This is a genomic window from Ancylobacter novellus DSM 506 (genome assembly GCF_000092925.1).
Taxonomy (GTDB): Bacteria; Pseudomonadota; Alphaproteobacteria; order Rhizobiales; family Xanthobacteraceae; genus Ancylobacter; species Ancylobacter novellus.
Genome location: NC_014217.1, coordinates 673,192 through 697,176 on the forward strand (window position 1 = coordinate 673,192; position 23,985 = coordinate 697,176).

Genomic DNA, 23,985 nt, shown 5'->3' on the forward strand with positions numbered 1-23,985 from the left:
CAGGGCAATTGCCGGCTAAGGGGAGGGCTACTCCCCCAGCCACCCGTCCAGATACACCGTCCGCTCGACCCCGGCGAACGTGCCGAGGCGGGCGAGTTCAGTGTCGAGGGCGGCGAGGCGGGCCTTGGAGGCGCGCACGCCCTTCTCCAGCCAGAGCCGGCGCACGTCGAGCGTGCCGGCCTTGCGGTCGGCCTTCATGTCGATGCGCCCGACCAGCCGGTCACCCTCCAGCAGCGGGAAGACGTAATAGCCCCAGACCCGCTTTTCCGCGGGGACGAACACCTCGATGCGGTAGTTGAAGCCGAACAGGCGCTCCGTGCGGTTGCGATCGCGCAGCAGCGGGTCGAAAGGGTTGAGCACCCGCAGACGCGGCGGCGGCGCGGGCAGGGCGGCGAAGGCGTCGCCGCTGCCTTTGAACGCATGCGAGGCGCGCGGGCGTGTGCCGTCGGCCGGGGCGATCAGCACGGGTTCAAGCCGCCTGGCATTCGCTGCCACCCAGGCACGCGCTTCATCCGGGGTGAGCAGGCCCCAGAAGGCGGCGATCTCGCCATGGGTGGCGAAGCCGAGCCGCTCCAGCGCCGAGGTGCAGGCCCAGTCGACGAACTCCTCGCGCGAGACCTCGCCGGCATAATAGCGTGCGGGGATGACCCGCTCGGCGAGGTCGTAGACCTTCTGGAAGCCCTCGCGGCCGGCGATGGCGAAATTGCCGGTGCGCCAGTGATATTCGAGCGCGGTCTTCTCCGGGTGCCAGTTCCACCATCCGCCGGGCGGGCGCTTTTCCGCTTCGAAGTCGCGCGCCATCAGGCGGCCTTCGGTCTTCACCCGCTCGAATACGTGGTCGATGTAGGTCTCGAAGCCGTTCTCGTGCCATTGACGCCAGCGCGCGGCGAGCGTCTCGCGGGAGCGGGCGAAGCGGTGCTTCCAATAGGGGAAGAAGGCGCTGGGAATGATGGACGCGTCATGCGTCCAATGCTCGAAAAGCTCTCCGTCCTTCTCGATCAGGCGGGAAAGCTGCTCGCGTCTGTAGTTCGGGTTGCGGGCGAACAGGATGTGGTGGTGCGCGCGCTCGACCGTCGCGATGCTGTCGACCTGCACGAAGCCGAGGTCGGTGATGAGCTCCAGCAGCCCCGCCTTGGTGAGCGGGCCGCGGGGACGGCTCAGGCCCTGCTTGGCGAGGAAGATGCGGCGGGCGTCGACGTTGGAGAGGTGCAGGCTCACGCGTTGCCGATCCAGTTCAGGTTCACCGCGACGGTTCGGCCCGTCGCCTTGGCGGCGTACATCAGCGCATCGGCCCCGCGCATCAGCGCATCGGCGTCGATCGCCTCGCGGGTGATGACGACACCCATGGCGGCGCCGATGGCGAGCCGCTGTCCGTCCGTGTCCATCACCGCGCAGAGCGCCTCGGCCAGGATCTGCATGTCCTCGATGCAGGGTGCGCTCTCTTGCGCGAAGGTGGAGAGCAGCACGAACTCGTCGCCGCCAATCCGTGCCATGAAGTGCTGCGGATCGGCATGGGAGCGCAGCCGGTCGGCGATTTGGCGCAGGACGCGGTCGCCGGTGGCGTGGCCGTGGCCGTCATTGATCGACTTGAAGCCGTTGAGGTCGATATAGGCGAGGCAGATGCCCTCGCCGGGCGGTCGCTGCTCCAGCAACGTGCTCAGCCGGTGGTCGAAGGCGGCGCGGTTCGGCAGGCCCGTGAGCACATCGGTATAGGCGGCTTCGAGCAGGCTCCGCTCGAATGCCTTCCGCTGGGAGTTGTCGATGATGATCTCGATGTCGAACCGCTCGCCATCGATGGTGCGGCGCTGCGTCGAGATGAGCGTCGGCACGATGCGGCCGGAGGAATGCCGCAGGTCGACCTCCTCGAGTTCGTACAGGCCCACCGTGTCCAACGCGTGGATGCGGCGCAGCCGCGCCGGGTCATCGAGGGCCCGCACCGTATCGAGATACATGGGCTGGCCGGCGATCTCCTCCCAGCTTCGTCCGATCATGGCGAGATAGGCCGGATTGGCCATGATGTAGCGCGAGACATGTTCCGCCGTCGAAATGCAGATGGCCACCGGCGAGAGCTCGAACACGTCGACAAGCGCTTCATAGATGACCTGGCGCGAGATCATGGATCCTCACAGGATCGGCAACGACAATATCGTCCACGCAAGGTCGATGCCGTGCAAGCCCACCGCTCTGCGCTCCTCATATGTGCGCTTCTCAGGCCGGCACGGTCTCCGGCGCCCAGGGCACGAGGCGGGTCAGCGCCTTGTCGACGAAGGCGAAGAGCAGCAGCGCGACGGCGAGCAATATGGCGAGGGCCGCGAACACCATGTCGGTCTGCATGCGGGCGTTGGAATAGATCATCAGATAGCCGAGCCCCGCCGACGCGCCGACCCATTCGCCGACCACCGCGCCGATGGGCGCGACGGCGGTGGCGACGCGCAGGCCAGAAGCGAGAGCGGGCAGGGCGGAGGGGATGCGGATGTAGCGCAGCGTCGCCAGCGTGCCGGCCCCGTGCAGCCGGGCGATGTCGACGAGGCTCTGCTCGGCGCGGGCGAGCCCGTCATGGAAGGCGGAGGCGACGGGGAAGAAGATGATCAGGCTCGCCATGACGATCTTGGAGGCGAGGCCGAAGCCGAACCAGATCACCAAGAGCGGCGCGATGGCGAAGACGGGCAGAGCCTGGGCCACCAGCAGCACCGGGCGCATCATGCGGCGTGCCAGCGGCGAGGCCGCCATGGCGAGCGCGCAGGCGATGCCGAGCACCGAGCCGCAGACGAGTCCGAGCAGCATCTCGCCGAGCGTGATGGCGGCGTTGTGGGCGAGGATGGCGGCATTGTCCCAGAGAGCCGCGCCGATGCGTAGCGGGCCCGGCAGGATATAGGCCGGCACATTGAGAAGTCGTACCGCCGCCTCCCATAGGCCGAGCAGAAGGGCGGTAACGGCGAACGCGCGCCCTATGGCGGCCATCCGGTGAATCCCTGCATCCGTTTCCGCCCTTATAGCCGCGAGGCCGCGGCTGCGCGACCGTTGCCGCTATGCCCGCCGCCGAGCCGCGGTACTACTTGACGCCCGTCAATGCGGCCACACTTGTCTATGAGCAGCGTGGTCGAAGGTAATGAGTGGAGGAAACAGATGATCAAGGACATTCTCGTCAGCCTGCGCATCGGCGAAGGCCCGGACACGGCGGTGGATTATGCCGCCTCGGCCGCCGCGGCGCTCGGCGCGCACCTTACCGGCGTCGCCGTCAGCTACGAGATCGACGTGCCGCCGGTCTACACCGAGGCCTTCTCGACCGATTTCATCGAGGCGCAGCGGGTGGAAAGCCAGCGGCTGGCGCAGCTGGCGGTGGAGCGTTTCGGCGAGGCGGCGCGTTCGCTCGGCTTGCCCGGCGAGATCCGCACGGTCGACGGCACGCCGGGCGGCGCGGCGGAGCAGATCGGTGTGATGGCGCGGCTCTACGACCTCGCCATCGTCAGCCAGGCCGATCCCGAGCGCATGGGCGCGGAGGAGGTGATCACCGAGGCCGTGTTGTTCGATTCCGGCCGGCCGGTGCTGCTGGTGCCGCGCAATTATCAGAAGCCGTTCTCGGCCAAGCGCATCCTCGTCGCCTGGGACGGCGGCCGCGCCGCAGCACGGGCGGTAGCCGAGGCGCGTCCGCTGCTCGCCCATGCCAACCTCGTCGAGGCGGCGGTGGTCGTCACCGGCAAGAAGAAGGCCGATGAGCTGCCCGGCGCCGACCTCGCCCGCCATCTGGCGCGGCACGAGAAGACGGTCGAGCTGCGCCGGCTGGTGCCGTCGGGCGACGAGGGCATCGTCGACGTGCTGCTCAAGGAAGTGGCGGCGCGCGACATCGACCTCGTGGTGATGGGCGGCTACGGCCATTCGCGCCTGCGCGAATTCGTGCTCGGCGGCGTCACGCGCGACATCCTCGAGCGCATGACGGTGCCGCTCTTCCTGGCGCACTGATGGCGGTTGCAGCGCGTTGTTGCGCTGACACCGGAAGCGGTTGGTTCTGGCGGGCCGGTCCGTGTGACCGGCCCGTTCGCGTTTGGGGAGGGAAGAATGTCCGGCCATCTGTCGCGCTTGTGCTGCCTTGCCGCTGCGGCGATGCTCGCATGGGCGGCGCCGCGCCCGGTATGGGCGCAGTGGAACCCGCAAACGAACTGCGACAAGCTCGACGGCTACGCCATGGAGGATTGCCTCACCAAGGAGGCGGCGGAGGCCGACAAGGCGCTGAACGCCGCCTATCAGAAGATGCTGGCGGCGATCGACCAGGACGCGACACCGTCCGACCCGAAGGCGACCTGGCGCGACAATCTCGTCGCCGCCCAGCGCGCCTGGATCGCTTACCGCGACGCCAACTGCAAGTTCGACCTATCGGTGCGGAATGGCATTTCGGCAGCGGCACCACGGCCGCGTAGCAGCAATGCGTGCTGGCGCTGACGCAATCGCGCAGGCAGGAGCTGCTCGCCCGCATCCCGTCGGCGAACTGAGCCGCCACCGGCGCTGGCCGCGTGCTTGCATGGACCCTCTCGCCGGAAGAGGGAGATCGATCATGTCGGTGGAAAGGGCGCGGGCGGCGGACAGGTTCGCCATGGCCTATGCGCGCAAGATGGGCACGCGCATCCGCGTGCGTCCGGATGTATGGACGGAGTTGCGCGAGGCGGGCGCCGACATGGCGCTCTACATCTGCGACGCGCGATAGGCTCAGCGCGGTCTCACGGCCTTGTGCGGGCGCTTGGCGGCGGTCTCGGCGGCGCGTTCGGCGGCTTCCTTGGCCAGCCGGGCCTCACGCAGCCGGGCAGTCTTCTCGTCGCGGGCCGCGACTTCCTGGTCGATGATGGCGAGCGCGGCCTTGGAGATCGCGTCGGCCTTGCTTTCACTCTTCGACGGCGCGGGCTTGAAAGCGGTCTCCCGGGTGATCTTCTCCATAATGTCTGTCTCCTTCGAAACGAAAAAAGGCCGGGTTCCCCCGACCTTCTCGCAAGAGCCTAACGCTCCAGATCGCCTACACGGCCAATGCCAGTACATCCGTGGTCAAAGGCCGGAAGCAGCCGTTCAGAGCGCCCGAAGATTGGCGGCGGAAGACTTGCCGGTACGACGGTCGGCTTCGACCTCGTAGGAAACCTTCTGGCCCTCGTTGAGCGTGCTCAGGCCGGCGCGTTCCACCGCCGAGATGTGCACGAACACATCGCTGCTGCCCGCGTCCGGCTGAATGAAGCCGTAGCCCTTCTGGCTGTTGAACCACTTCACAGTACCTGTCGCCATGACGAAATCCTTTCAGTCGACATAGATAACCGATCGTCCGCCACGTCGACGAACGCTCATTTTGCATCGATTTGAGAGGAAGTTCGCAACGGCGCACATGGCGCAGGACAAATTTCAACGTCCAAGATCGATGTCTTCAACATAGGGTATTCACGCGCTTCCTTCAAGGGAGGCGCGAAATATCATTTCGCAGCGGTCTGTTCCGTGCCGCGCGGCGCCGGGCGACCGGCAACGACCCGCTTCTTCGGCGCGGCGATGAGGCCTTCGCGGACGGCCTGCTTGCGCGCGGCCTTGCGCGCCCGGCGAACCGCCTCGGCCTTCTCCCGCGTCTTGCGCTCGGAGGGCTTCTCATAGGCACGACGTGCCTTCATCTCGCGAAAGACGCCCTCGCGCTGCATCTTCTTCTTCAGCACTCGCAGTGCCTGATCGACATTGTTGTCGCGTACCAGAACTTGCAAACTACATCCAATCCTCGCCGCCTGGAGTGGAACCCCGCGGCTCTCGCAGGCGCCGACATTGACGCACTACCCCTCTTATATGGGGCGGCAGCGTCATAAAGCAAAGGCGGAGGTTCGTTCGGCGGTTCACGGCCTGGACTGGTCGGGCGCGAGGATGGCGCGGAATTCGTCCGGCAGCATCACATTGGCCGGTGCGTCCTTGAACATCGGGGCAATCTGAACCGGCGTGTAGCCGGCATGGCCGCAGCCGATCGGCGTGAGCTGGAAGGTGAGGTCGCTCCGCGCCTGCGCGAATTTGAGGAAGCGTCGGACGAACTTCTCGATCTCCTTCAGCGGAAGGGTTTCGATATTCCAGTCCTTCGTCGGGATGGCGAAGGCGGTGCCAGTCAGGCCGAAGCCGACGCCCCATTCCGCGCCGCGATTCTCATAGGCCCACTTCGCCGCGCCCCCGCCATGTATGCCGGCGAGGTTGGAACCGAAGACGAAGATCGGGTTGCGCTCCATGGCCGGCTCTCCTTCCGTCCTCTGTGACGGATGCAAGCGGCGAGCGTCAAGCGTGGATCAACGGGCGGCGGCGGAAGGCTGCGCGGGCCGTGTTTCTCTTCGAGCTTGCGGAGTTCTCTCTGGTACAGCTGGGTGGGCTCGAACCACCGACCTCCGGTTCCACAGACCGGCGCTCTAACCAACTGAGCTACAGCTGCGTGCCAGAACGGCGCGGAACCTAATTAAGCGGCCCCGGCTTTGCAAGCCGTTATACAACGCCGCGCGGTCGCGTTGCACAGCACCATCGCGGAAATCCGCAACGACGCGCCCTGTCGGGCAACTCCCATGGCACGGTTCCTGTATGCTGGCGCGGGACATGAGCGTGGGAGCGGGCGATGGACGGACGGCAGGCGGATGACGATCTCGGCGCCTTTCTCGATGCGGGACTGAAGATCGCCGGGCTGCCGCTGGAGCCGGATCTGCGGCCACGGGTGCTGATGCATCTGGAGACGGCGGTCGTCATGGCCAAGCTGGTCACCGCGTTCCCGCTGCCCGACGAGGCCGAGCCGGCCCCGGTCTATGTGCCGTGAGCGCCACCCACATGACAGTCGATCCTGAGGCGGCGCGCCTCCTCGCCGGTCCCGCGCTCGAACTCGCCGCCGCCGTGAGCAGCGGCAAGGTGAGTGCCCGCGCGGTTGCCGAGGCAGCGTTGCATCGCATCGCCGGCGTCGATCCGGTGCTGAATGCCTTCACCGACGTCACGACCGAACGCGCGCTTGCCGAGGCGGACGCCATCGACGCCGCGCGGGCGGCGGGCAGGGCGCTCGGCCCGCTCGCCGGCGTGCCCTTCGCGGTGAAGAACCTGTTCGATCTCAAGGGTCTGCCGACGCTTGCCGGCTCGAAGATCAACCGCGACCGCCCGCCGGCCGCGCGCGACGCGACGCTGGTCGAACGGCTCAGCGCGGCTGGGGCGGTCTGCCTCGGCGGGCTGAGCATGGGCGAATATGCCTATGACTTCACCGGCGAGAACCTGCATGACGGCCGCTCGGCCAATCCGCACGATCCCGAGCACATGACAGGCGGTTCCTCGGGCGGCTCCGGCGCGGCGGTGGGTGGCAAATTGGTGCCGTTCTCGCTCGGCTCGGACACCAATGGCTCGATCCGCGTGCCGTCCTCCTTCTGCGGCATATTCGGGCTGAAGCCGACCTATGGACGGCTGTCGCGAGCGCGCAGCTTTCCCTTCGTGGCGAGCCTCGATCACCTCGGCCCCTTCGCCCGCCATGTCGGCGACCTCGCTGCCACCTATGACGCGCTTGTGGGACTGGATCCGGACGATCCGGCGCAGGCGGACAGGCCGGCCGCGCCGACGCTGCCGACGCTCGATGCGCCGGGGGATCTGCGCGTCGCCGTGCTCGGCGGCTGGTTCGCGAGGCAGGGCACGCCGCAGGCCTATGAGGCGGTGGCACGTGCCGCCAAGGCGCTTGGCGCGACAAGGACCGTCGATCTGCCCGAGGTCGAGCGGGCGCGGGCGGCTGCCTACATCATCACCATGGCGGAAGGCGCGGCGCTGCATATGGAGCGCCTGCGCCAGCGCCCCGGCGATTTCGATCCGGCGGTGCGCGAGCGGCTACTGGCCGGCGCGGTGCTGCCGGGAGCTTGGGTCCAGCGGGCGCAGATCTTCCGCCGCTGGTTCCGTGAGCGGGCGCTGGAACTGTTCGCCGAGTGGGACGTTCTGATCGCGCCGGCGACGCCCGTGCCGGCGCCACGCGGCGGGCAGAAGACCTTCGTGCTCGACGGGCGCGAGATGCTGGTGCGGCCGAATATCGGCATCTACACCCAGCCGATCTCCTTCATCGGCCTCCCAGTGGCGGCGGCGCCGATCCCGACCGGCGAGCGCCTGCCTATCGCGGTGCAACTCATCGCCACGCCGTGGCGCGAGGACGTCGCGCTGCGGGCCGCGCGGGTGCTGGAGAAGGCGGGCGTCGCCTTCGCACCGGAGCCGGTGGTCTAGTCCTTCCGGAACACGAGGTTGGCGATGAAACCGACGGCGAGCGCGCCGAGCATGGTGGCGATGCCGTAGAGCCAGGGATGATATTCGGCGGCGGTCGCGACCGCCTGTTCGAAATCGACCTTGGCCACCTCGAGGTTCAGCATGCCGCGATGGGCCAGCGCCCCGTCGACGAAGCTCTTCACCACCACCTCATAGGTGCCGACGGGCGCGATGCCGGGCACCGGAATGACCGCGCGGAAGACGTGGGGAGCGATGAAATCGACGCCGGCTGTGTTCTCGACATAGAGGCCCTGGGCCTGCTTCACCCGCAGGAAGGCCTGCCGGAACGGATCGCCCGGCACGACGTCGGCATAGTCGCTGCCGACGCGCTGTAGGAGGCGGTTATTGGCGAAGCCCGCCTGCTCCCGCCGGAGCGTGTCGGCATCGGCGATCTGCGCCGGCGGACGGTTGCTCAGCACGGCGAGATAGGACGGTGCGGCGAGGAAGGAGCGGCTGTCGACATTGATCCAGAGGCCGAAGCGCCTCTCCTTGCGCCAGGTGACGAAGCTTTCGTTCGGCCCGCGCACGGTGACGACGACGTCGTTCGGTTTCATTGCTTCGCCCGGTGCCGCGTTGGGCTCGATGACGCCGAACAGCACGATGCTGTCACCGGTGAAGCTGGAGGTGATGGTGATGCGCTGCTTCGACAGCGACAGGATCAGGCTTTCCGCGCGTGCCGCGCCGATCAGCGCGAAGAAGGCGAGAAGGAGAGCGCCGGCACGCCTCATGGTGCGCTCTCGTCGATGGTTACGGCGTAGAGGTCGGCGGGCTTGGTCGTCTGGTCCACCGCCACCCGGATGCCGACCGCGAGCACCAGCAGGCCAAGCAGCAGGCGCAGATTCTCCGCCTTCATCGACTGGCCGGCGCGGCTGCCGAACTGCGCGCCGATGGTGCCGCCGACCATCAGCACGAGGCCGAGTACGGCGTCCACCGTCTGGTTCAGCACCGCGTGCATCACGATGGCGGCGGCCATGGTCACCAGTGTCAGCATCAGCGCGGTGGCGACCGAGGTGAGGGTCGGCACGCGCAGAAGATAGATCAGCGCCGGCACCAGGATGAACCCGCCGCCAATGCCCATCAGCGCGCCGAGGAAGCCGATGGAGAAGCCGATCGCGACCACCGGGATCGCCGAGACATAGATGTGCGACTGGCGGAAGCGCATCTTGAACGGCAGCCTCAGGAACAGCGGGTGCGCGCCGGGTCGCGCCACCGAGGCCTTCTCGCCGCGCCATTCGCGCAGGAGCGCCCGCAGGCTCTCCACCACCATCAGCGTGCCGATGGTGCCGAGCAGCGCGATATAGGTGATGGCGATGACGAGATCGAGCTGGCCGTAGCGGCGCAGCACCATGAAGGTGAGCACGCCGCCCAGTGTCCCGGTAAGGCCTCCTGCCAGCAGCACCAGCCCGAGATGCACGTCGACCAGCCCGCGCCGCAGATAGGTGAGCGTGCCGGAGAAGGAGGAGGCGGCCATATGGGTCGAGACGCTCGCCACCGCTACCGCTGGCGGCACGCCGAGGAAGATGAGCAGCGGCGTCATCAGGAACCCGCCGCCGACCCCGAACATGCCCGAGATGAAGCCCACCGCGATCCCCAGAGCGAGGAGGGTGAAGATGTTCACGGGCAGTTCCGCGATCGGCAGATAGATCGTCACTGGCGGGTTCCCGCACGCGGAGAGCGTTCCGGCCAAGGGCTTAGCAGGATTCGCCCCGCTGTGGGGGATCGTGGCCTCCGCCCGTCGCAAGGCGGGGGAATCATGGGCTTCAGCAGTTTTATCTGGAGTACATTATTACCAATAAAGTACTCCGCGCAATCTAAGGGAAACATAAGGAACTTGTAGTATTGGGATATTACATTCGAGAATGTTCCATTCGATGAAGCGAAGGTAATATTAGAAATAAGTCTAATAGGACATCGGTGCTGACTTAACGTTCGCGGGCTGCGTGCTAGCGTGCCCACCGCAAACGGGCCCGTACGAAGCCCGGTACGCTTAGGAGGATACCCCATGTCTATATTCAGGCGCGGCCAGCGTTCCGCTGCGCTGCTGGCTTCGACCATGCTCGCGGGCGTCATGATGATCGCCGGCCCTGCGAGCGCGCAGCAGTCGACCGACAATCTCGAGAAGCTCTCCAACTTCCAGACCACCGGCGCCTCCATGGAGATGGAGTCGGTGCCGCAGACCGGCCCGCGGGTCGACGCGTTCAAGAAGACGCTCTCGAACATCAAGCTGCCGGACGGCTTCAAGATCTCGCTCTACGCCATCGTTCCCGACGCCCGCGAGATGGCGGTCGGCCCGACCACCGGGGTCGTCTTCGTCGGCACCCGCAAGGCGAAGGTCTGGGCGGTGACCGATCGCGACAAGGACCGCGTCGCCGACGAGGTCAAGGTGTTCGCGCCCTCGATCAACTTCAAGCTGCCCAACGGCGTCTGCTTCTCGAAGGACGGCTTCCTGTTCGTCGCCGAGCAGAACCGCGTGCTGCTGTTCCCGGCGGCCGAGTTCTTCTACGAGGGGCCGGACGTCGCCGCCTTCAACGTCGTGAAGCAGGGCGACCTGATTCCGCCGGGCGAGGAATCCTTCAACCACACCGCACGCGTGTGCCGTATTGGCCCGGACGACAAGCTCTACATAACCCTTGGCCAGCCCTTCAACGTTTTTGCGCCGGAGAAGCTGGACCTTTACAAGAAGGTCGGCATGAGCGGCATCGTGCGCATGGACCGGGACGGCAAGAACCGCGAGGTCTATGCTACCGGCATCCGCAATTCGGTGGGCATGGACTTCAACCCGAAGGACAAGACCCTCTGGTTCACCGACAACCAGGTCGACGGCATGGGCGACGACATCCCGCCCGGCGAGCTGAACCGTTCGACCAAGCCCGGCCAGAATTTCGGCTTCCCCTATTTCGGCGGCGGCTCCGTCCGCACCGTCGAATACAAGGACCAGGCGCCGCCGGCTGATGCGGTGAAGCCGGAGGTCGAGATGCCGGCGCACGCTGCCGACCTCGGCATGACCTTCTACACCGGCTCGCAGTTCCCGCAGAAATATCGCGGCGGCATCTTCTCGGTGCAGCACGGCTCGTGGAACCGCACCACCCCGGTTGGCGCGCGGGTGATGTTCACCTCGCTGAAGGACGACGGCACGGCGGCCAAGACGGAGGTGTTCGCTTCCGGCTGGCTGACGCCGAACGGCGAATATCTTGGCCGTCCGGCGGCGGTGGCGCAGCTCAATGACGGCTCGCTGCTGGTGGCGGATGACACCTCGGGTGCGATCTACCGCATCTCCTACGGCGAGTGAGCCTCCATCACCCCGCGGCCCTCAGGGGCCGCGGGGACCTCTCAATGCCGGGAATCATCGAATGAAATGGACTTTCTGCATGCCGCTCCTTGCGGCATCGGTCGCCTGCGCGCCGGCGCTGGCGCAGGACGCCAAGGCCGGCCGCATCAAGGCCTCCTCGCAATGCGCCGTCTGCCACGGGCAGGACGGGATCGCCCAGCTTCCGACGGCGGCGAACCTGGCAGGTCAGCAGGAGATGTATCTCGTCAAGGCGATGCAGGACTTTCGTTCCGGCGCGCGCAGCAACGAGATGATGACGGTGGTGGCCAAGGCCCTGAGCGACGCCGACATCGCTAACCTCGCCGCCTGGTATTCGTCGATCAAGGTCACCGTCCAGCCGCCGCAGTAAGGGGACCTTGGGAAGCCGCCAGCGCGGCGTCACCCTGCTCCTTCGGCACTACCGACCGCGGCTCTACCGGCCGGTACTGGCCGGCGAGGGCGACAAGGAGCGCCGCCAGCGCACGCTTCAGCGTCGCCGTCGGGATCACGCCGGCCCGCGGAATGTGGACGAAGACCGCGAGCCGCTGCCCGCCATCCGCCCGTGACCCCGCTTGCGCCCAAGCATAGGCGCGCCAGGCCAGCGCGTTGCAGACATAGCGTCCGGCGTCGCGCGACAGCCGGGCCGGCGCGCCGGCCTCGCGCAGCGCACGCAGGAGCGGCATCGGCGCGGCACCGAGGCGCCGCCGCTCCGGCCCGTTCCGCTCAAGCCGGCGCGCGATTGGGCGGGCGCGGGCGGCGTCTGGTAAGAGGCCGGTGGCATTGTGCGCGACGAGCTCGATGGTGACATGGCGACGCCGTCCGGCGACGCCGAGCATCAGCACGATATCGGGGGCGGCGTCGAGCACGGCGGGAAAGCCTTCCGCTTCCGACCAGCGCGTCGGCAGGATGCGCGCCTCGACCTGCCCGCTGCGCAGCCGCCGGCTGCGTGCCAACGCGGAGGCGAGGCCGGACGAAGGGTTGGCCGGCATGCCGGGGAAGCGGCCGAAGCCGGTGACGAGAATGCGCGGAGCCTGTCGGTGGCGCATGTCGGTCAGCGCGTGTCAGCTTCGCCGCGTGCCGAGCGCCCGGGCGAGCGCCCCCTCCAGCTCGGCGAGCTGGAACGGCTTGCTGAGCAGAGGATGCTCGCGCCAGGCGTCTTCGATGGTGCCGTCGTCATAGCCGGTGGAGAACACGATGGGGATGCCGTGGCCGTTGATCGCTTGGGCGATGTCGTAGCTTCGGCTGCCGCCGAGATTGAGGTCGAGGACCGCGACATCGATCTCGCCATGGCGCTGGGCGACGAAGTTCAGCGCATCGCCTATCCGCGCCTCGGTACCCACGACGACGGCGCCGAGTTCCTCGATCATTGCTTCCATCATCATCGCCACGAGTGCCTCGTCCTCGACGATGAAAATCCGTTGTCCGGCCAGCGCGTGCTGCCCTTCCATGCGACCGTCACCCCTTACCCGCACCACCCGCAAGCGGTTCGGGCCCCAGCCCCCGACCCCGGAAATTCCGTGGTTAACAAATAGTTTCTGCCCAATCCGGCTTTTTTGCGGGGTGTCACAAGCCAAGCAGAGCCGCGAGGCGAGAAGCTCCCGATGTTGGTTCCAGAGTACCATTCGCTACCGCCCGTTCAATGGCGGGAAGCTCGGTCCGCAGCGACGGGTCGGCATGCAGCCTGCCACGCAGCCGATCGTCGAACAGCGCCCACATCCATTTGACCTGTTGGGTGCTGCGCCGGGCGGCCAAGGCGCCTGCCTGCTCGGCGCGCTCGCGGTGCAGCACCACTTGGCCCCACAGCTCCTCTATCCCTTCGCCTGTAAGGCCGGAATAGGTGAGCACCGGCGTCGACCAGTGCGGCTCGCGTCCGCCGAGCAGGTGCAGCGCGGCGCGGTAGTCGGCGGCCGCCTTCTTGGCCCGCGGGGCGTTCGGCCCGTCGGCCTTGTTGACGGCCAGGATGTCGGCGAGCTCGATGATGCCCTTCTTGATGCCCTGCAATTCGTCGCCGGCGCCCGGCAGCATGAGCACGAGGAAGGTGTCGGTCATGTCCGCCACCGCCGTCTCCGACTGGCCGACGCCGACCGTCTCGACCAGAACGACGTCGTAGCCGGCCGCCTCGCAGAGCAGCAGCGTCTCACGCGTGCGCGCCGCGACACCCCCCAGCGTGCCGGCGGCGGGGGAGGGGCGCACGAAGGCGCGATCGTCCATGGAGAGGCGCGCCATGCGGGTCTTGTCGCCGAGGATCGAACCGCCCGTGCGGCTGGACGAGGGATCGACCGCGAGCACGGCGACGCGGTGGCCACGCTCGAGCAGATGGGTGCCAAGCGCGTCGATCGTGGTCGACTTGCCCACCCCCGGCACGCCGGTGATGCCCACGCGGATCGCCTTGCCGGTGGCGGGCAGCAGCGCCTGCACCAATTCCTCGGCCAGCGCCCGGTGTTCGGGCTTGCGCGATTCGACGAGCGTGATGGCCCGCGCGAGCGTGGCCCGCCGGCCGGCGCGGACGCCCTCGACGAGCTCTTCGAGCGAGGGAAGGGGAGCGGCGGCGTGGATCAATTCGGGGACCTGCGCGTTGGATAGCCAATGCTAGCAGCGACGCCGTCGCCTGACGAGGCGAGGCACTTTTGCATCAACGGGAGAGACCCCATGAACTGGGATCGGATCGAAGGCAATTGGAAGCAGATGAAGGGTCAGGTGCGCCAGCAATGGGGCAAGCTGACCGACGACGACGTCGACCGCCTGCATGGCAAGCGCGAGGAGCTGGAGGGCCTCCTGCAGGAGCGCTACGGCCTCGCCAAGGACGAAGCCAACCGCCAGATCGACGACTGGTCGCGCCGCTTCAAGATGTGAGCGGCTGCGCTTCATGCATCGAGGAAGCCCCCGCCAGAGGCGGGGGCTTTGTCGTTTCAGGCAACCGCTCTAGGCGTGCGCGAATTCCCAATAGAGCTCGCGTGCCTTGCGAAAGATCGGGCCTGGCTGCAATTCGCGCTCCTCGATGCGGGAGATGGGCGACACCTTGGAGTAATTGCCGGACGAGAACACCTCGTCGGCATTGAGGAAGTCCGGCCAGGTCAGGCCTCCCTCCACCACCTCGACGCCGGCCTCGCGCAGCAGCTTGATGACGCGGTTGCGGGTGATGCCGGCGAGGAAGGTGCCGTTGGGCGCGGGCGTGAAGGCGACACCGTCCTTCACCATGAAGAGGTTGGCGGTGGCGAGTTCGGCAACGTTGCCGAGCATGTCGCACAACACCGCATTGTCGAAGCCGCGCGCATGCGCCTCGGCCAGCGCCCGGCTGTTGTTGGGGTAGAGGCAGCCGGCCTTGGCGTCGGTCACCGCGCATTCGATGGTCGGGCGGCGGTAGCGTGACAGGGTGATGGCGGCGCCGCGGCTGGGTGGAGGCATGGAGGCTTCGTAGAGGCTAAGGCACCAACGGGTGGATTCCGGGTCGGCGTCGACGGTGCGGGCGCCGGGGAACTCGGCCCAGTACATGGGGCGGATATAGAGCGCCGCGTCGGGCGCGAAGCGCGTCAGCCCTTCGCGCGTCAGTTCCGCCCATTGCTCCACCGGGATCAACGGCTTCAGCCCCATCGCCACCGCCGAGCGGTTCACCCGCTCGCAATGCAGGTCGAGGTCGGGGGTGACGCCCTCGAAGGCGCGGGCACCGTCGAACACCGAGGTGCCAAGCCAGGCCGCATGGGTGCGCACGCCCATGATCGGCACATTGCCCTCGTGCCATTGGCCTTCAAAGAACGTCCAGGTGCGCGACCAGCTCTGGGTCATCGGGTGCCCCTCTTTTATGTTTTGCCTCATGGCCGGGCTTGACCCGGCCACCCAGTGACCGGGAGCGCCCAGTCCCCCCGGGTCCCCGGGTCAAGCCCGGGGATGAGGAAGGAAATTAGCTGTTGCCTCAACCCGTTTTCAGTCCGCCAGCGCCGCGAGGATGCGGACCCAGCTGCGAATGCCCTTGTGGAACGAGGTGAGGTCGTACTTCTCGTTGGGCGAATGGATGCGGTCGTCGTCGAGAGCATAGCCGACCAGCAGCGTGTCCTGCCCCAGCACTTTCTTGAACTGGCCGACCACCGGGATCGAACCGCCCTCGCCATAGGTGACCGCCGGCGTGCCCCACTCGTCGCCCAGCGCCGCGGCGGCCTTGGCGATGGCGGGATTGTCGTGCGAGACGGCGACCGCGCGATTGCCCTCGCCGCTGAGGAATTCGACCGTGCAGTCGGAAGGCAGCTTCGAGCGGATATAGGCGCGTACCACGTCGCGCACATGCGCCGGATCCTGATCTGCGACGAGGCGACAGGTGATCTTGGCGGTGGCGATGGACGGAATGACGGTCTTGGCGCCCTCGCCCGTATAGCCGCCCCACATGCCGTTGACCTCGAAGGTCGGGCGCGTGGAAACCATCTCGATCAGCAGGCGGTCCTTCTCGCCGATGGGGTTGGCGAGGCCGACGGGGCCGAGGAAATTCTCCGGCGTCAGGTCGAGGGTGGACCAGGACTGCTTCACATAGTCCGGCGGCTCGATGACGCCGTCATAGAAGCCGGGAATGGAGATGCGTCCGTCCGGGCCGTGAACCCCGCCGATGATCTTCGAGATCACATGCAGCGGATTGGCCGCGGCGCCGCCGTAATAACCGGAGTGCAGGTCGCGGTCGGCGCAGCGCACGATGAACTCGTCGTGCATCAGCCCGCGCAGCGAGAGGATGATGGCAGGGGTCTGCGCATCCCACATGCCGGTGTCGCAGACGAGCGCGAGATCGGCCGCCAGCTCGTCCTTGTGGGAGGCGAGGAAGGGGCCGATGTTCTCCGAGCCGCTTTCCTCCTCGCCCTCGACGACGATGCTGACGTCCACCGGCAGCTTGCCCGTCACCTTGAGATAGGCGCGGCAGGCCTCGACGAAGGTCATCACCTGTCCCTTGTCGTCCGAGGAGCCGCGGGCGACGATCCGCTTCACGCCTGAAGCGTTCTCGACGAGACGCGGCTCGAAGGGCGGGCTGTCCCACAGGTTCAGCGGATCGACCGGCTGCACGTCGTAATGGCCGTAGAACATCACCCGCTTCGCGGCGCCCGTATTCGAGCGGCCGGTGACGATGGGATGGCCGGCGGTGTCGTTGAGCTTCGCGTCGAGGCCGAGGCCGGCGAGGTCGTCGGCCAGCCACTGGCCGGCACGGCGGCACTCGCTCGCATAGGCGCTGTCGGTCGAGATGGAGGGGATGCGCAGGAAGGCGAACAGGCGCTCCAGCGAAGCGTCGAGATCGGCATCCACGGTGGCGAGAACGCGGTCGAGATCGGCCATGGAGGAAGTCCTTGTTGTTCTTTGCCGTCATCCCGGACGAAGCGAAGCGCAGATCCGGGATCGTGAAATCGGTGAGCGATCCCGGATGCGGCCTGCGGCCGCTCCGGGATGACGCCCAGGAGGAATGACCTATCGCCGCCGCGCGCCGCCGAGCACGTTGCGCAGGATCGCCTTGGTGACCTGGTTGGTGAGCTCGCGCGTGACCTGCCGGGTCACCTGCTCGCCGATGGTCATGCGCCCGCGCGGCGCACGGGTGCCGAACAGGCCGCCAAGCACGCTGTCGAGGAAGCCGCCACCGGCCGCGCTGGCCTCGGTGGGCGCGGGAGCACCCGGCGAGGGCGTCACCGGCGCCTCGGCCGGAGCGGTTTCGGCGGCACGCTTGGCCAGCATCTCGGAGGCCGACTCGCGGTCGAGCGTCTCGTCATAGATGTTGCGCACCGGGCTGCGCTCGATGGCAACCTTGCGCAATTCCGGCGTGATCGGCCCGACCCGTCCGGCAGGCGGGGCGATCAGCGTGCGTTCGACCATCGAGGGTGTGCCGTTGCCTTCCAGCATGGAGATCAGCGCCTCGCCCTTGCCGAGCTCGGTGATCACCTGCGCGGTGTTGAGCTTGGGGTTGGGGCGGAAGGTATCGGCCGCGGCCTTCACCGCCTTCTGGTCGCGCGGGGTGAAGGCACGCAGCGCGTGCTGCACGCGGTTGCCGAGCTGGGCGAGCACACTCTCGGGCACGTCGAGCGGATTCTGGGTGACGAAATAGACGCCGACACCCTTGGAGCGGATGAGACGGACCACCTGCTCGATCTTGTCGAGCAGCGCCTTGGGCGCCTCGTCGAACAGCAGGTGCGCCTCGTCGAAGAAGAACACGACCTTCGGCTTGTCGGGATCGCCGACTTCGGGGAGCTCCTCGAACAATTCGGAGAGCAGCCAGAGCAGGAAGGAAGCGTAGAGCCGCGGCGAGCCCATCAGCTTGTCGGCGGCGAGCAGCGAGATGGTGCCATAGCCCGAGCGCGGATCGACCCGCATTAAGTCGGTGATCTTCAGCGCCGGCTCGCCGAAGAACTTGTCGGCGCCCTGGTTCTCCAGGACGAGCAGCGAGCGCTGGATGGCGCCCACGGTGGCGGGCGAGACATTGCCATAGGTGGTGGTGAGCTTCGCCGCGTTCTCCGCCACGAAGGCCAGCATGGCCCGCAGGTCCTTCAGGTCGAGCAGCAGCAGGCCCTGCTCGTCGGCGATACGGAAGACGACGTTGAGCACGCCTTCCTGCACCTCGTTGAGGTCCATCAGCCGCGCCAGCAGCAGCGGGCCCATCTCCGAGACTGTGGCGCGCACCGGGTGGCCCTGCTCGCCAAACAGGTCCCAGAAGATCACCGGGAATTCGTCCGGCACATAGTCGACGCCGATCTCCTCGCAGCGCTTGACGATCCAGTCCTGTCCCTCACCGGGCATGGCGATGCCGGAGAGGTCGCCCTTGATGTCGGCGGCGAAGACCGGCACGCCGCTGCGCGAGAAGCCTTCCGCGATGGTCTGCAGGGTGACGGTCTTGCCCGTGCCGGTGGCGCCGGTGGCGAGGCCATGGCGGTTGGCGAGCTTCAATGTGAGGTATTCGGGCTTCTCGCTCTTGCCGACGAAAATCTTGCCGTCGATGTCTCCGGACATGGCCGTCTCCTGCGAGCGAAGGTCTGGGCCACCTTTAGAGCGCAGGCGGGGGCGGTTCGGCAAGCGGGGACAGCGGGCGCACGACCCATACTATCTTCCGCCATGGCGGGCGGGATTTGTCGCACGGCGCTTGCCTTCGCGATGCGCCCGCGCGATTTGAAGGGCGAACATCAACGCCGGGAGCATCATGGCCTCGCTCGACCCGCCCACCCAACGCTATCTCGACGCGCGCGGTCGCCGGCTGGACTATGCCGGCCGTACGCTGGTGATGGGTATCCTCAATGTGACCCCGGATTCCTTCTCCGATGGCGGTCGCAGCGCGGCGCTGGACGACGCGGTCATCAACGCCCGGCGGATGGTCGAGGAAGGCGCCGACATCATCGACATCGGCGGGGAATCGACGCGGCCCGGCCATACGCCAGTGCCGGCCGAGGAGGAACTGCGCCGCGTGCTGCCGGTCATCGAGGCGCTGGCCGATCTGTCGGTGCCGCTCTCCATCGATACCCAGAAGGCGGTGGTGGCCGAGGCGGCGTTGAAGCGCGGCGCGGCCATCCTCAACGACATCTGGGGCCTGATGGGGGACCCGGAGATCGCGCGTGTCGCTGCAGGCTACGAGGCCGGCGTGGTGGCGATGCACAACCGTTCCATCGTCGACGATTCGGTCGACATCGTCGCCGACATCATCGGCTTCTTCGAGCAGTCGCTGGAACGGGCGGCGCGGGCGGGCATCCGCCCCGAGCGCATCAGCCTCGATCCCGGCATCGGCTTCGGCAAGACCTTCGAGCAGAATCTGAAGGCGCTGGCCTCGCTGCGCGAGTTCGGCAAGCTCGGCTTCCCGATCCTGCTCGGCACCTCCCGCAAGTCGCTGATCGGCAGGGTGATCGACACGGCGCCTGCCGAACGCGTGCCGGGCACCATCGCCTCCAACGTCATCGGTATCATGGCCGGCTGCGCCATTATCCGCGTGCACGACGTCGCCGCCCATGTGCAGGCGGCGCGGGTGACGGAGGCTATCCTCCATGCCGCGTGAGGCGCCGCCCGAATTCTTCGTCCGCCGCCCGCGCAAGGTCGAGAAGCGCATCGCCTATCTCTGCCTCGGCTCCAATCTCGGCGACCGCGCCGGGACCATTGCGAAGGCGGTGGGGCTGATCGCCCGCACCGGGCTGAAGATCATAGCCCGCTCCTCGCTCTACGAGACGCCGCCTTGGGGGCCGGTGCTGCAGGGGCCGTATCTGAACATGGTGGTGGCGGTGGAGACCGAGCTCTCGGCGCGGGAACTGCTCAACATGCTGCTCGGCGTCGAGCACGCCTTCGGGCGCGACCGCACCCGCGAGGTGCGCTTCGGGCCGCGTACCATCGACATCGACATCTTGCTCTTCGGCGAAGACGTGATCGCCGAGCCGGATCTCGAGATCCCGCATCCGCGCATGATGCAGCGCGCCTTCGCGCTGATCCCGCTGGCCGAACTGGCGCCCGACCTCGTGGTGCAGGGGGGGCCCATCCGCACGGCTCTGGAGGCGCTCGACCGCAGCGGTATCGTCAAGGTCGAGCCGCAGCCGGCGGGTTACTGAGAACCGGCCCACATGCAAAAGGCGGCGGATCGCTCCGCCGCCTTTTCCGTCGCCCCTCGGGTCAGGGACGGCTGTCGTCAGTTGCACACCCGCACGTTGCGGTAATAGGGCTGGCCCCAGCTGTTGTAGAAGGTCTGCGGCTGGTACCAGCAGCGCGGCTGGTTGTAGGCCTGCGCGGCAATGGCACCGACAGCCAGGCCGCCGATGATGCCGGCGGCGACGGCGGCGCCGTTATGGCGGTAACGCGGAGCGTAATAGTAGCCGGGACCCCAGCCGGGTCCGCCCCAGCCATGGCCGCGCCCGCGCCAGCCGGCGTCGGCGGTCCCAGCGGAAGCGAGAATGGTGGCGCCCGCGAGAGCGAGCGCGGCGAGCTTGGTCGATTTGGCGAAGCGCATCATGACGTCCTCGGTAAACTCTGCTAGTCGCTCGCGGCCGGGATTGGCCGTGGATGGACGCAAAGCTAGCCTTGGGCAGCCGAACCCAAACTGAACCGGCTGTTGCAATAGGTTCATCAATCTGAACGCATTCCAGTCCGTCCGTTCATCCGGCGTTCAGCCGGGAATGAGGAGCGCCGCTTTGCCGGACTACGATAGGGAAGGTCTTGTCTCCGCCTGGACGTTCGACGGCGCAGGCGGCGCTCGGCGGATCGGCTGGGACGAGATTCACGGCGGGCCCCCGGCGGGGCGGGGCTTCGACTGGATCAACCTGCAGCAGCTGGATCACCGGCACGAACGCACCTGGCTGGCGGACGAGAGCGGCATCGACCCCAGTATCGTCGAATCTCTGGTGGCGGCGGAGACGCGGCCGCGCTGCGCGCTGTTCGACAACGGCGCCTTCCTCAATCTGCGGGGCATCAACCTGATGCCCTATTCGCTGCCCGACGAGATGCACTCCATCCGCTTCTGGGTCGAGCCGCACCGCATCGTCTCGGTGCGCAAGCGCTCGCTCTCGGCGGTGGGGGATTTCGAGGACGCCATCCAGCGCGGGCGGGCGCCGCGCACGCCGGGCGAGTTCGTCGCCGATCTCTCCATGCGCCTCGTCGACCGCATGGATACGGTGATCACCGCGCTCGCGGAACAAGCGGACGAGATCGAGGAGATGGTGCTGAGCGCCACGCTCTCCAATCTCAGCCCCAAGGTGTCGGAGGTGCGCCGCGTCGCCATCATCCTGCGCCGCTACATCGCCCCGCAGCGCGAGGCGCTGAACCATTTCTCGCTTGAAGATGCGGAGTGGCTCTCCCCGCGCGATCGCAACCGGCTGCGCGAGGCTGCCGATCGAGTGACACGGTTTGCCGAGGAGCTCGATTCCGTGCGCGACCGGGCGGCGGTGATCTACGACCAGATGGTGGAACGCCGCGCCGAGCAGATGAACCGCTCCATGCTGGTGCTCGCGGCGGTGACGGTCATCTTCGCGCCGCTGACGCTCATGACCGGCCTGATGGGCATGAATGTCGAGGGAATTCCCGGTGCCCAGGATCCGAACGGCTTCTGGGCGGTGACGGTGATGGCGGCGGCTCTGGGCGTCGGTCTCGTCGCCTGGCTACGGATGATCCGCTGGCTGTGAATTCAAATTCCTGCGCGCTCGAAAGCGGCTCTTTTCTTGCGCCTTCGGACGACTAGATTCGGTATCGGCGGACCGCCGCGCCTGTTGCGCCGGCCGCCGGAGGAACCCTACCATGAGGCGTTTGATCCTGGCCGGTCCTGGCGCGGCGATGGCGCTGGGCCTTGCCTTGGCTGCACTGGTCCCGGCGAGTCCGGCGGCGGCGTATGAGTTCACCGGCACTTTTCCGGGCGGCAATTGCCGGCAGATGGCGGCGACGATCCCGGGCGCGCAGCTCTGGTACGGCCATTTCACCGGGCGCCGTTACTCGCCGTGGAACTACAATTTCATCGAGGGTCGAACCGCCGATGGCTGCTTCCGCACCAAGGCGCAGTGCGACAACTGGCTCTACCAGTGGCGCTCGGCCTGGCAGCTCGATTTCTGGAACGACTATTGCGTGAAGGGCTGGCCGCCGGCACCGCGCGGCTGGGCTCCGCGCACCATGGTTCCCGGGCCCAAATAAGCAGAACGCCGCCGCCCGGTGGGGGCGACGGCGCGATGCACGAACTCGAAAGGCGTCAGACCGCCTTGGAATACAGCTCGGCGACGTAGTCCCAGTTCACCAGGCTATCGATGAAGGCCTTGAGATAGTCCGGGCGGCGGTTGCGGTAGTCGATGTAGTAGGAGTGCTCCCACACGTCGACGCCGAGGATCGGGGTCGCGCCGTGCACGAGCGGGTTCTCGCCGTTCGGGGTCTTGGTGATGACGAGCTTGCCGTCCTTGACCGCGAGCCAGGCCCAGCCGGAGCCGAACTGGGTCACGCCGGCCTGGGCGAAGTCTTCCTTGAACTTCTCGACCGAGCCGAGGTCCTCGACGATCTTCTTCTCGAGTTCGCCCGGTATCGCGCCGCCGCCATTCGGCTTCATCCACTTCCAGAAATGGATGTGGTTGTAGTGCTGGCCGGCATTGTTGAAGAGGCCGGCATTCTTGCCGTAGGAGCCCTTGACGATCTCCTCCAGCGACTTGCCTTCCCACTCGGTGCCCTTGAGCAGGTTGTTGCCGTTGGTCACGTAAGCCTGGTGGTGCTTGTCGTGATGATATTCGAGCGTCTCGCGCGACATGAAGGGAGCGAGCGCGTCATAGGCATAGGGAAGCTCGGGAAGCGTGAAGGACATCGAATCTGTCTCCGCGAAATGAAATCCGGCCGAACCCCGGCGCGGGTACTTCCAAGGTGCGCGAGCACCGCGAAAGATCGGCGTTGATTAGATAGGTCGGTCTTGATCGGCGGACAACCGAAAGCATCGCGCGCGGCCGATTTCTTCCCCCGCCTTCGCGCCGGCTGGACATCTGCGGCGCTGCGCTTTCGTTGAAGCTGTACTAGACGTAAGGTCTTGTGGAAGAGGACCGGCCGCGAATCGGTCCGGCGGAGTTTCTTGATGGGTGCAATTGTCATCGGAATCGGCGTAGCGGTTGCCGCGCTCGGTGTCGTCCTTGGCGCAATTGGATACGGTTCTGCGGAGACGACTTCCGGCGCGACCCTGATGACGGTGGGCAGCACCGCTTTTGTCGGCGGACTTCTGCTGCTGGCCCTCGGCTTCATTCTGAGGGTCTTGCGCGAGATCGCGGAGAAACTCGACGGCGCGGTCCATTTCGAGCCCTATGAAGAGGAAGCCGCGGCCGGACGCACCGATGTCACCGCGCTCGTCATCGAGGCCGAGGAATTGATGCCGGCGCCGGTGCGCTTCCCCGAGGAGAGCAGGGCGCCGGCCGAACCGCAGCGCCCCGAGCCGCGTGAGGAACTGGCCGCGCCGTCGGGCGGGCTGCCGTCGTGGTTCCGTCGCCAGCGTGCCGAGGCGGAGCCCGAAGCTGAGCCCGCGCCGGCTCACGAGCCGAAGCCCGCCTTCGAGCCGTTCCGGCCCGCCTCCGAGCCGGCACGGTCCGAGCCTGCGCGCCGCGAGCCGCCGCCCTTCCTGCGGCAGGGCGGATCGGCGCCGGAGCGTCCGGTGCCTGCAAACCCCGAGGGGACGCCCCGTTCTCCCGAACCCCGCCCGTCTCGTCCGCGCGAAGAGCCCGAAGTTGAGCCGAGTGCGCCGCCGGCCTTCCTGCGCGAATCTGACCTCCTCGGCGAGGAGCCGCAAGAGGCACCCACCGAGCCGGAGGTGACGGTGCTGAAGTCCGGCACCATCGGTGGCATGAGCTACAAGCTGTTCTCGGACGGTTCCATCGAGGCCGACCTGCCTGACGGCACGCTGCGCTTTGCCTCGCTGCAGGACCTGCGCGAGCATGTCGCCGGCGGCGGGCGCGGCCAGAGCTAGGCAGCTCCGCTGCGAAAAGAAAAGGGCGCCGCGCGGCGCC

General features: G+C 67.3%; 30 protein-coding genes and 1 tRNA gene. 13 read left to right on the plus strand and 18 right to left on the minus strand.

Translation table 11 applies throughout. The features are described 5' to 3' along the window. Positions 1-27 precede the first annotated feature (27 nt). From SNOV_RS03195 to SNOV_RS03205, 3 genes are all read right to left on the minus strand, one after another. Positions 28-1,218 (minus strand): winged helix-turn-helix domain-containing protein, encoded by a 1,191-nt coding sequence (locus SNOV_RS03195; RefSeq protein ID WP_013165471.1) that lies wholly within the window; start codon positions 1,216-1,218, stop codon positions 28-30. Next, entirely contained in the window at positions 1,215-2,117 is a 903-nt protein-coding gene (locus tag SNOV_RS03200) for a sensor domain-containing diguanylate cyclase (protein ID WP_013165472.1), read from the minus strand. Before SNOV_RS03200 ends, SNOV_RS03195 begins: the two co-directional genes overlap by 4 nt. A gap of 91 nt (positions 2,118-2,208) precedes the next feature. After that, complete coding sequence (locus SNOV_RS03205) at positions 2,209-2,961, minus strand: ABC transporter permease (RefSeq protein WP_013165473.1); 753 nt, start codon at positions 2,959-2,961, stop codon at positions 2,209-2,211. Positions 2,962-3,126: 165 nt separating this feature from the next. On the opposite strand from SNOV_RS03205, the gene SNOV_RS03210 reads away from it, so the two are divergent. From SNOV_RS03210 to SNOV_RS03220, 3 genes are all read left to right on the plus strand, one after another. Further along, complete coding sequence (locus SNOV_RS03210) at positions 3,127-3,960, plus strand: universal stress protein (RefSeq protein WP_013165474.1); 834 nt, start codon at positions 3,127-3,129, stop codon at positions 3,958-3,960. 96 nt (positions 3,961-4,056) lie between these two features. Further along, complete coding sequence (locus SNOV_RS03215) at positions 4,057-4,437, plus strand: lysozyme inhibitor LprI family protein (RefSeq protein WP_013165475.1); 381 nt, start codon at positions 4,057-4,059, stop codon at positions 4,435-4,437. A gap of 112 nt (positions 4,438-4,549) precedes the next feature. Then, the gene (locus tag SNOV_RS03220) at positions 4,550-4,699 is read left to right on the plus strand and encodes a hypothetical protein (RefSeq protein WP_013165476.1); all 150 of its coding nucleotides are present in this window, start codon (positions 4,550-4,552) and stop codon (positions 4,697-4,699) included. A 2-nt stretch (positions 4,700-4,701) separates the two neighbouring features. Here SNOV_RS03220 and SNOV_RS03225 read toward each other — a convergent pair whose 3' ends face one another. The 5 genes from SNOV_RS03225 to SNOV_RS03245 form a co-directional block, all read right to left on the minus strand. Beyond that, the gene (locus tag SNOV_RS03225; protein WP_013165477.1) at positions 4,702-4,926 is read right to left on the minus strand and encodes a hypothetical protein; all 225 of its coding nucleotides are present in this window, start codon (positions 4,924-4,926) and stop codon (positions 4,702-4,704) included. A 126-nt stretch (positions 4,927-5,052) separates the two neighbouring features. Beyond that, the gene (locus SNOV_RS03230) at positions 5,053-5,262 is read right to left on the minus strand and encodes a cold-shock protein (protein ID WP_013165478.1); all 210 of its coding nucleotides are present in this window, start codon (positions 5,260-5,262) and stop codon (positions 5,053-5,055) included. 182 nt (positions 5,263-5,444) lie between these two features. Continuing rightward, complete coding sequence (gene rpsU, locus SNOV_RS03235) at positions 5,445-5,720, minus strand: 30S ribosomal protein S21 (RefSeq protein WP_013165479.1); 276 nt, start codon at positions 5,718-5,720, stop codon at positions 5,445-5,447. Between the two features lie 126 nt (positions 5,721-5,846). Continuing rightward, positions 5,847-6,224, minus strand: coding sequence for an A1S_2505 family phage non-structural protein (locus SNOV_RS03240; protein WP_013165480.1), 378 nt, complete (start codon positions 6,222-6,224; stop codon positions 5,847-5,849). Positions 6,225-6,344: 120 nt separating this feature from the next. Beyond that, a tRNA-His gene (locus SNOV_RS03245) sits at positions 6,345-6,421 on the minus strand. A gap of 177 nt (positions 6,422-6,598) precedes the next feature. Here SNOV_RS03245 and SNOV_RS03250 point away from each other — a divergent pair. Then, complete coding sequence (locus SNOV_RS03250) at positions 6,599-6,793, plus strand: DUF4089 domain-containing protein (RefSeq protein WP_013165481.1); 195 nt, start codon at positions 6,599-6,601, stop codon at positions 6,791-6,793. Between the two features lie 11 nt (positions 6,794-6,804). Further along, positions 6,805-8,214, plus strand: a complete 1,410-nt coding sequence (locus tag SNOV_RS03255) for an AtzE family amidohydrolase (protein WP_013165482.1) — start codon at positions 6,805-6,807, stop codon at positions 8,212-8,214. Here SNOV_RS03255 and SNOV_RS03260 read toward each other — a convergent pair. Both SNOV_RS03260 and SNOV_RS03265 read right to left on the minus strand, forming a co-directional pair. Then, the gene (locus SNOV_RS03260; protein ID WP_013165483.1) at positions 8,211-8,981 is read right to left on the minus strand and encodes a TIGR02186 family protein; all 771 of its coding nucleotides are present in this window, start codon (positions 8,979-8,981) and stop codon (positions 8,211-8,213) included. The two genes, SNOV_RS03255 and SNOV_RS03260, sit on opposite strands and share 4 nt — an antisense overlap. Further along, positions 8,978-9,904 (minus strand): sulfite exporter TauE/SafE family protein, encoded by a 927-nt coding sequence (locus tag SNOV_RS03265; protein ID WP_013165484.1) that lies wholly within the window; start codon positions 9,902-9,904, stop codon positions 8,978-8,980. The genes SNOV_RS03260 and SNOV_RS03265 overlap by 4 nt, the downstream gene beginning before the upstream one ends. A 351-nt stretch (positions 9,905-10,255) precedes the next feature. Between SNOV_RS03265 and SNOV_RS03270 the strand changes: the two genes are divergently transcribed. Both SNOV_RS03270 and SNOV_RS03275 read left to right on the plus strand, forming a co-directional pair. Beyond that, entirely contained in the window at positions 10,256-11,542 is a 1,287-nt protein-coding gene (locus tag SNOV_RS03270; protein ID WP_013165485.1) for a PQQ-dependent sugar dehydrogenase, read from the plus strand. 79 nt (positions 11,543-11,621) lie between these two features. After that, positions 11,622-11,930 (plus strand): c-type cytochrome, encoded by a 309-nt coding sequence (locus SNOV_RS03275; RefSeq protein WP_013165486.1) that lies wholly within the window; start codon positions 11,622-11,624, stop codon positions 11,928-11,930. On the opposite strand, the gene SNOV_RS03280 is transcribed toward SNOV_RS03275, so the two are convergent. From SNOV_RS03280 to meaB, 3 genes are all read right to left on the minus strand, one after another. Then, complete coding sequence (locus tag SNOV_RS03280; protein WP_013165487.1) at positions 11,908-12,606, minus strand: pyroglutamyl-peptidase I; 699 nt, start codon at positions 12,604-12,606, stop codon at positions 11,908-11,910. The two genes, SNOV_RS03275 and SNOV_RS03280, sit on opposite strands and share 23 nt — an antisense overlap. A 15-nt stretch (positions 12,607-12,621) precedes the next feature. After that, positions 12,622-13,008 carry a response regulator gene (locus SNOV_RS03285; protein ID WP_013165488.1) on the minus strand — a complete coding sequence of 129 codons (387 nt, stop codon included), beginning with the start codon at positions 13,006-13,008 and terminating at the stop codon, positions 12,622-12,624. Between the two features lie 115 nt (positions 13,009-13,123). Next, positions 13,124-14,119: a methylmalonyl Co-A mutase-associated GTPase MeaB gene (gene meaB / locus SNOV_RS03290; RefSeq protein WP_013165489.1), complete on the minus strand. Its 996-nt coding sequence runs from the start codon at positions 14,117-14,119 to the stop codon at positions 13,124-13,126. 90 nt (positions 14,120-14,209) lie between these two features. Here meaB and SNOV_RS03295 point away from each other — a divergent pair, with 90 nt between their 5' ends. Next, positions 14,210-14,413 carry a CsbD family protein gene (locus SNOV_RS03295; RefSeq protein WP_013165490.1) on the plus strand — a complete coding sequence of 68 codons (204 nt, stop codon included), beginning with the start codon at positions 14,210-14,212 and terminating at the stop codon, positions 14,411-14,413. A gap of 69 nt (positions 14,414-14,482) precedes the next feature. Here the strand turns inward: SNOV_RS03295 and SNOV_RS03300 are convergent, their stop codons facing one another. From SNOV_RS03300 to SNOV_RS03310, 3 genes are all read right to left on the minus strand, one after another. Next, on the minus strand, positions 14,483-15,343 hold the full coding sequence (locus tag SNOV_RS03300; protein ID WP_013165491.1) for a branched-chain amino acid aminotransferase: 861 nt from the start codon (positions 15,341-15,343) through the stop codon (positions 14,483-14,485). A gap of 138 nt (positions 15,344-15,481) precedes the next feature. Further along, positions 15,482-16,864, minus strand: a complete 1,383-nt coding sequence (locus SNOV_RS03305; protein WP_013165492.1) for a dipeptidase — start codon at positions 16,862-16,864, stop codon at positions 15,482-15,484. Positions 16,865-16,993: 129 nt separating this feature from the next. Then, positions 16,994-18,520 carry a helicase HerA-like domain-containing protein gene (locus SNOV_RS03310; RefSeq protein WP_013165493.1) on the minus strand — a complete coding sequence of 509 codons (1,527 nt, stop codon included), beginning with the start codon at positions 18,518-18,520 and terminating at the stop codon, positions 16,994-16,996. Positions 18,521-18,707: 187 nt separating this feature from the next. Between SNOV_RS03310 and folP the strand changes: the two genes are divergently transcribed. Continuing rightward, the gene (gene folP / locus SNOV_RS03315; RefSeq protein ID WP_013165494.1) at positions 18,708-19,550 is read left to right on the plus strand and encodes a dihydropteroate synthase; all 843 of its coding nucleotides are present in this window, start codon (positions 18,708-18,710) and stop codon (positions 19,548-19,550) included. Further along, positions 19,540-20,091 (plus strand): 2-amino-4-hydroxy-6-hydroxymethyldihydropteridine diphosphokinase, encoded by a 552-nt coding sequence (gene folK, locus SNOV_RS03320; RefSeq protein ID WP_013165495.1) that lies wholly within the window; start codon positions 19,540-19,542, stop codon positions 20,089-20,091. The genes folP and folK overlap by 11 nt, the downstream gene beginning before the upstream one ends. Positions 20,092-20,168: 77 nt before the next feature. Here the strand turns inward: folK and SNOV_RS03325 are convergent, their stop codons facing one another. Next, the gene (locus SNOV_RS03325; protein ID WP_013165496.1) at positions 20,169-20,489 is read right to left on the minus strand and encodes a hypothetical protein; all 321 of its coding nucleotides are present in this window, start codon (positions 20,487-20,489) and stop codon (positions 20,169-20,171) included. 178 nt (positions 20,490-20,667) lie between these two features. On the opposite strand from SNOV_RS03325, the gene SNOV_RS03330 reads away from it, so the two are divergent. After that, positions 20,668-21,654, plus strand: a complete 987-nt coding sequence (locus SNOV_RS03330) for a zinc transporter ZntB (protein ID WP_013165497.1) — start codon at positions 20,668-20,670, stop codon at positions 21,652-21,654. A gap of 112 nt (positions 21,655-21,766) precedes the next feature. Then, positions 21,767-22,153, plus strand: a complete 387-nt coding sequence (locus SNOV_RS03335; protein WP_013165498.1) for a hypothetical protein — start codon at positions 21,767-21,769, stop codon at positions 22,151-22,153. Between the two features lie 55 nt (positions 22,154-22,208). Here SNOV_RS03335 and SNOV_RS03340 read toward each other — a convergent pair whose 3' ends face one another. After that, a complete protein-coding gene (locus tag SNOV_RS03340; RefSeq protein WP_013165499.1) occupies positions 22,209-22,805 on the minus strand; it encodes a superoxide dismutase in 597 nt (198 codons plus the stop codon). Between the two features lie 261 nt (positions 22,806-23,066). On the opposite strand from SNOV_RS03340, the gene SNOV_RS03345 reads away from it, so the two are divergent. Further along, positions 23,067-23,945 (plus strand): hypothetical protein, encoded by an 879-nt coding sequence (locus SNOV_RS03345; RefSeq protein WP_013165500.1) that lies wholly within the window; start codon positions 23,067-23,069, stop codon positions 23,943-23,945. Positions 23,946-23,985 lie beyond the last annotated feature (40 nt).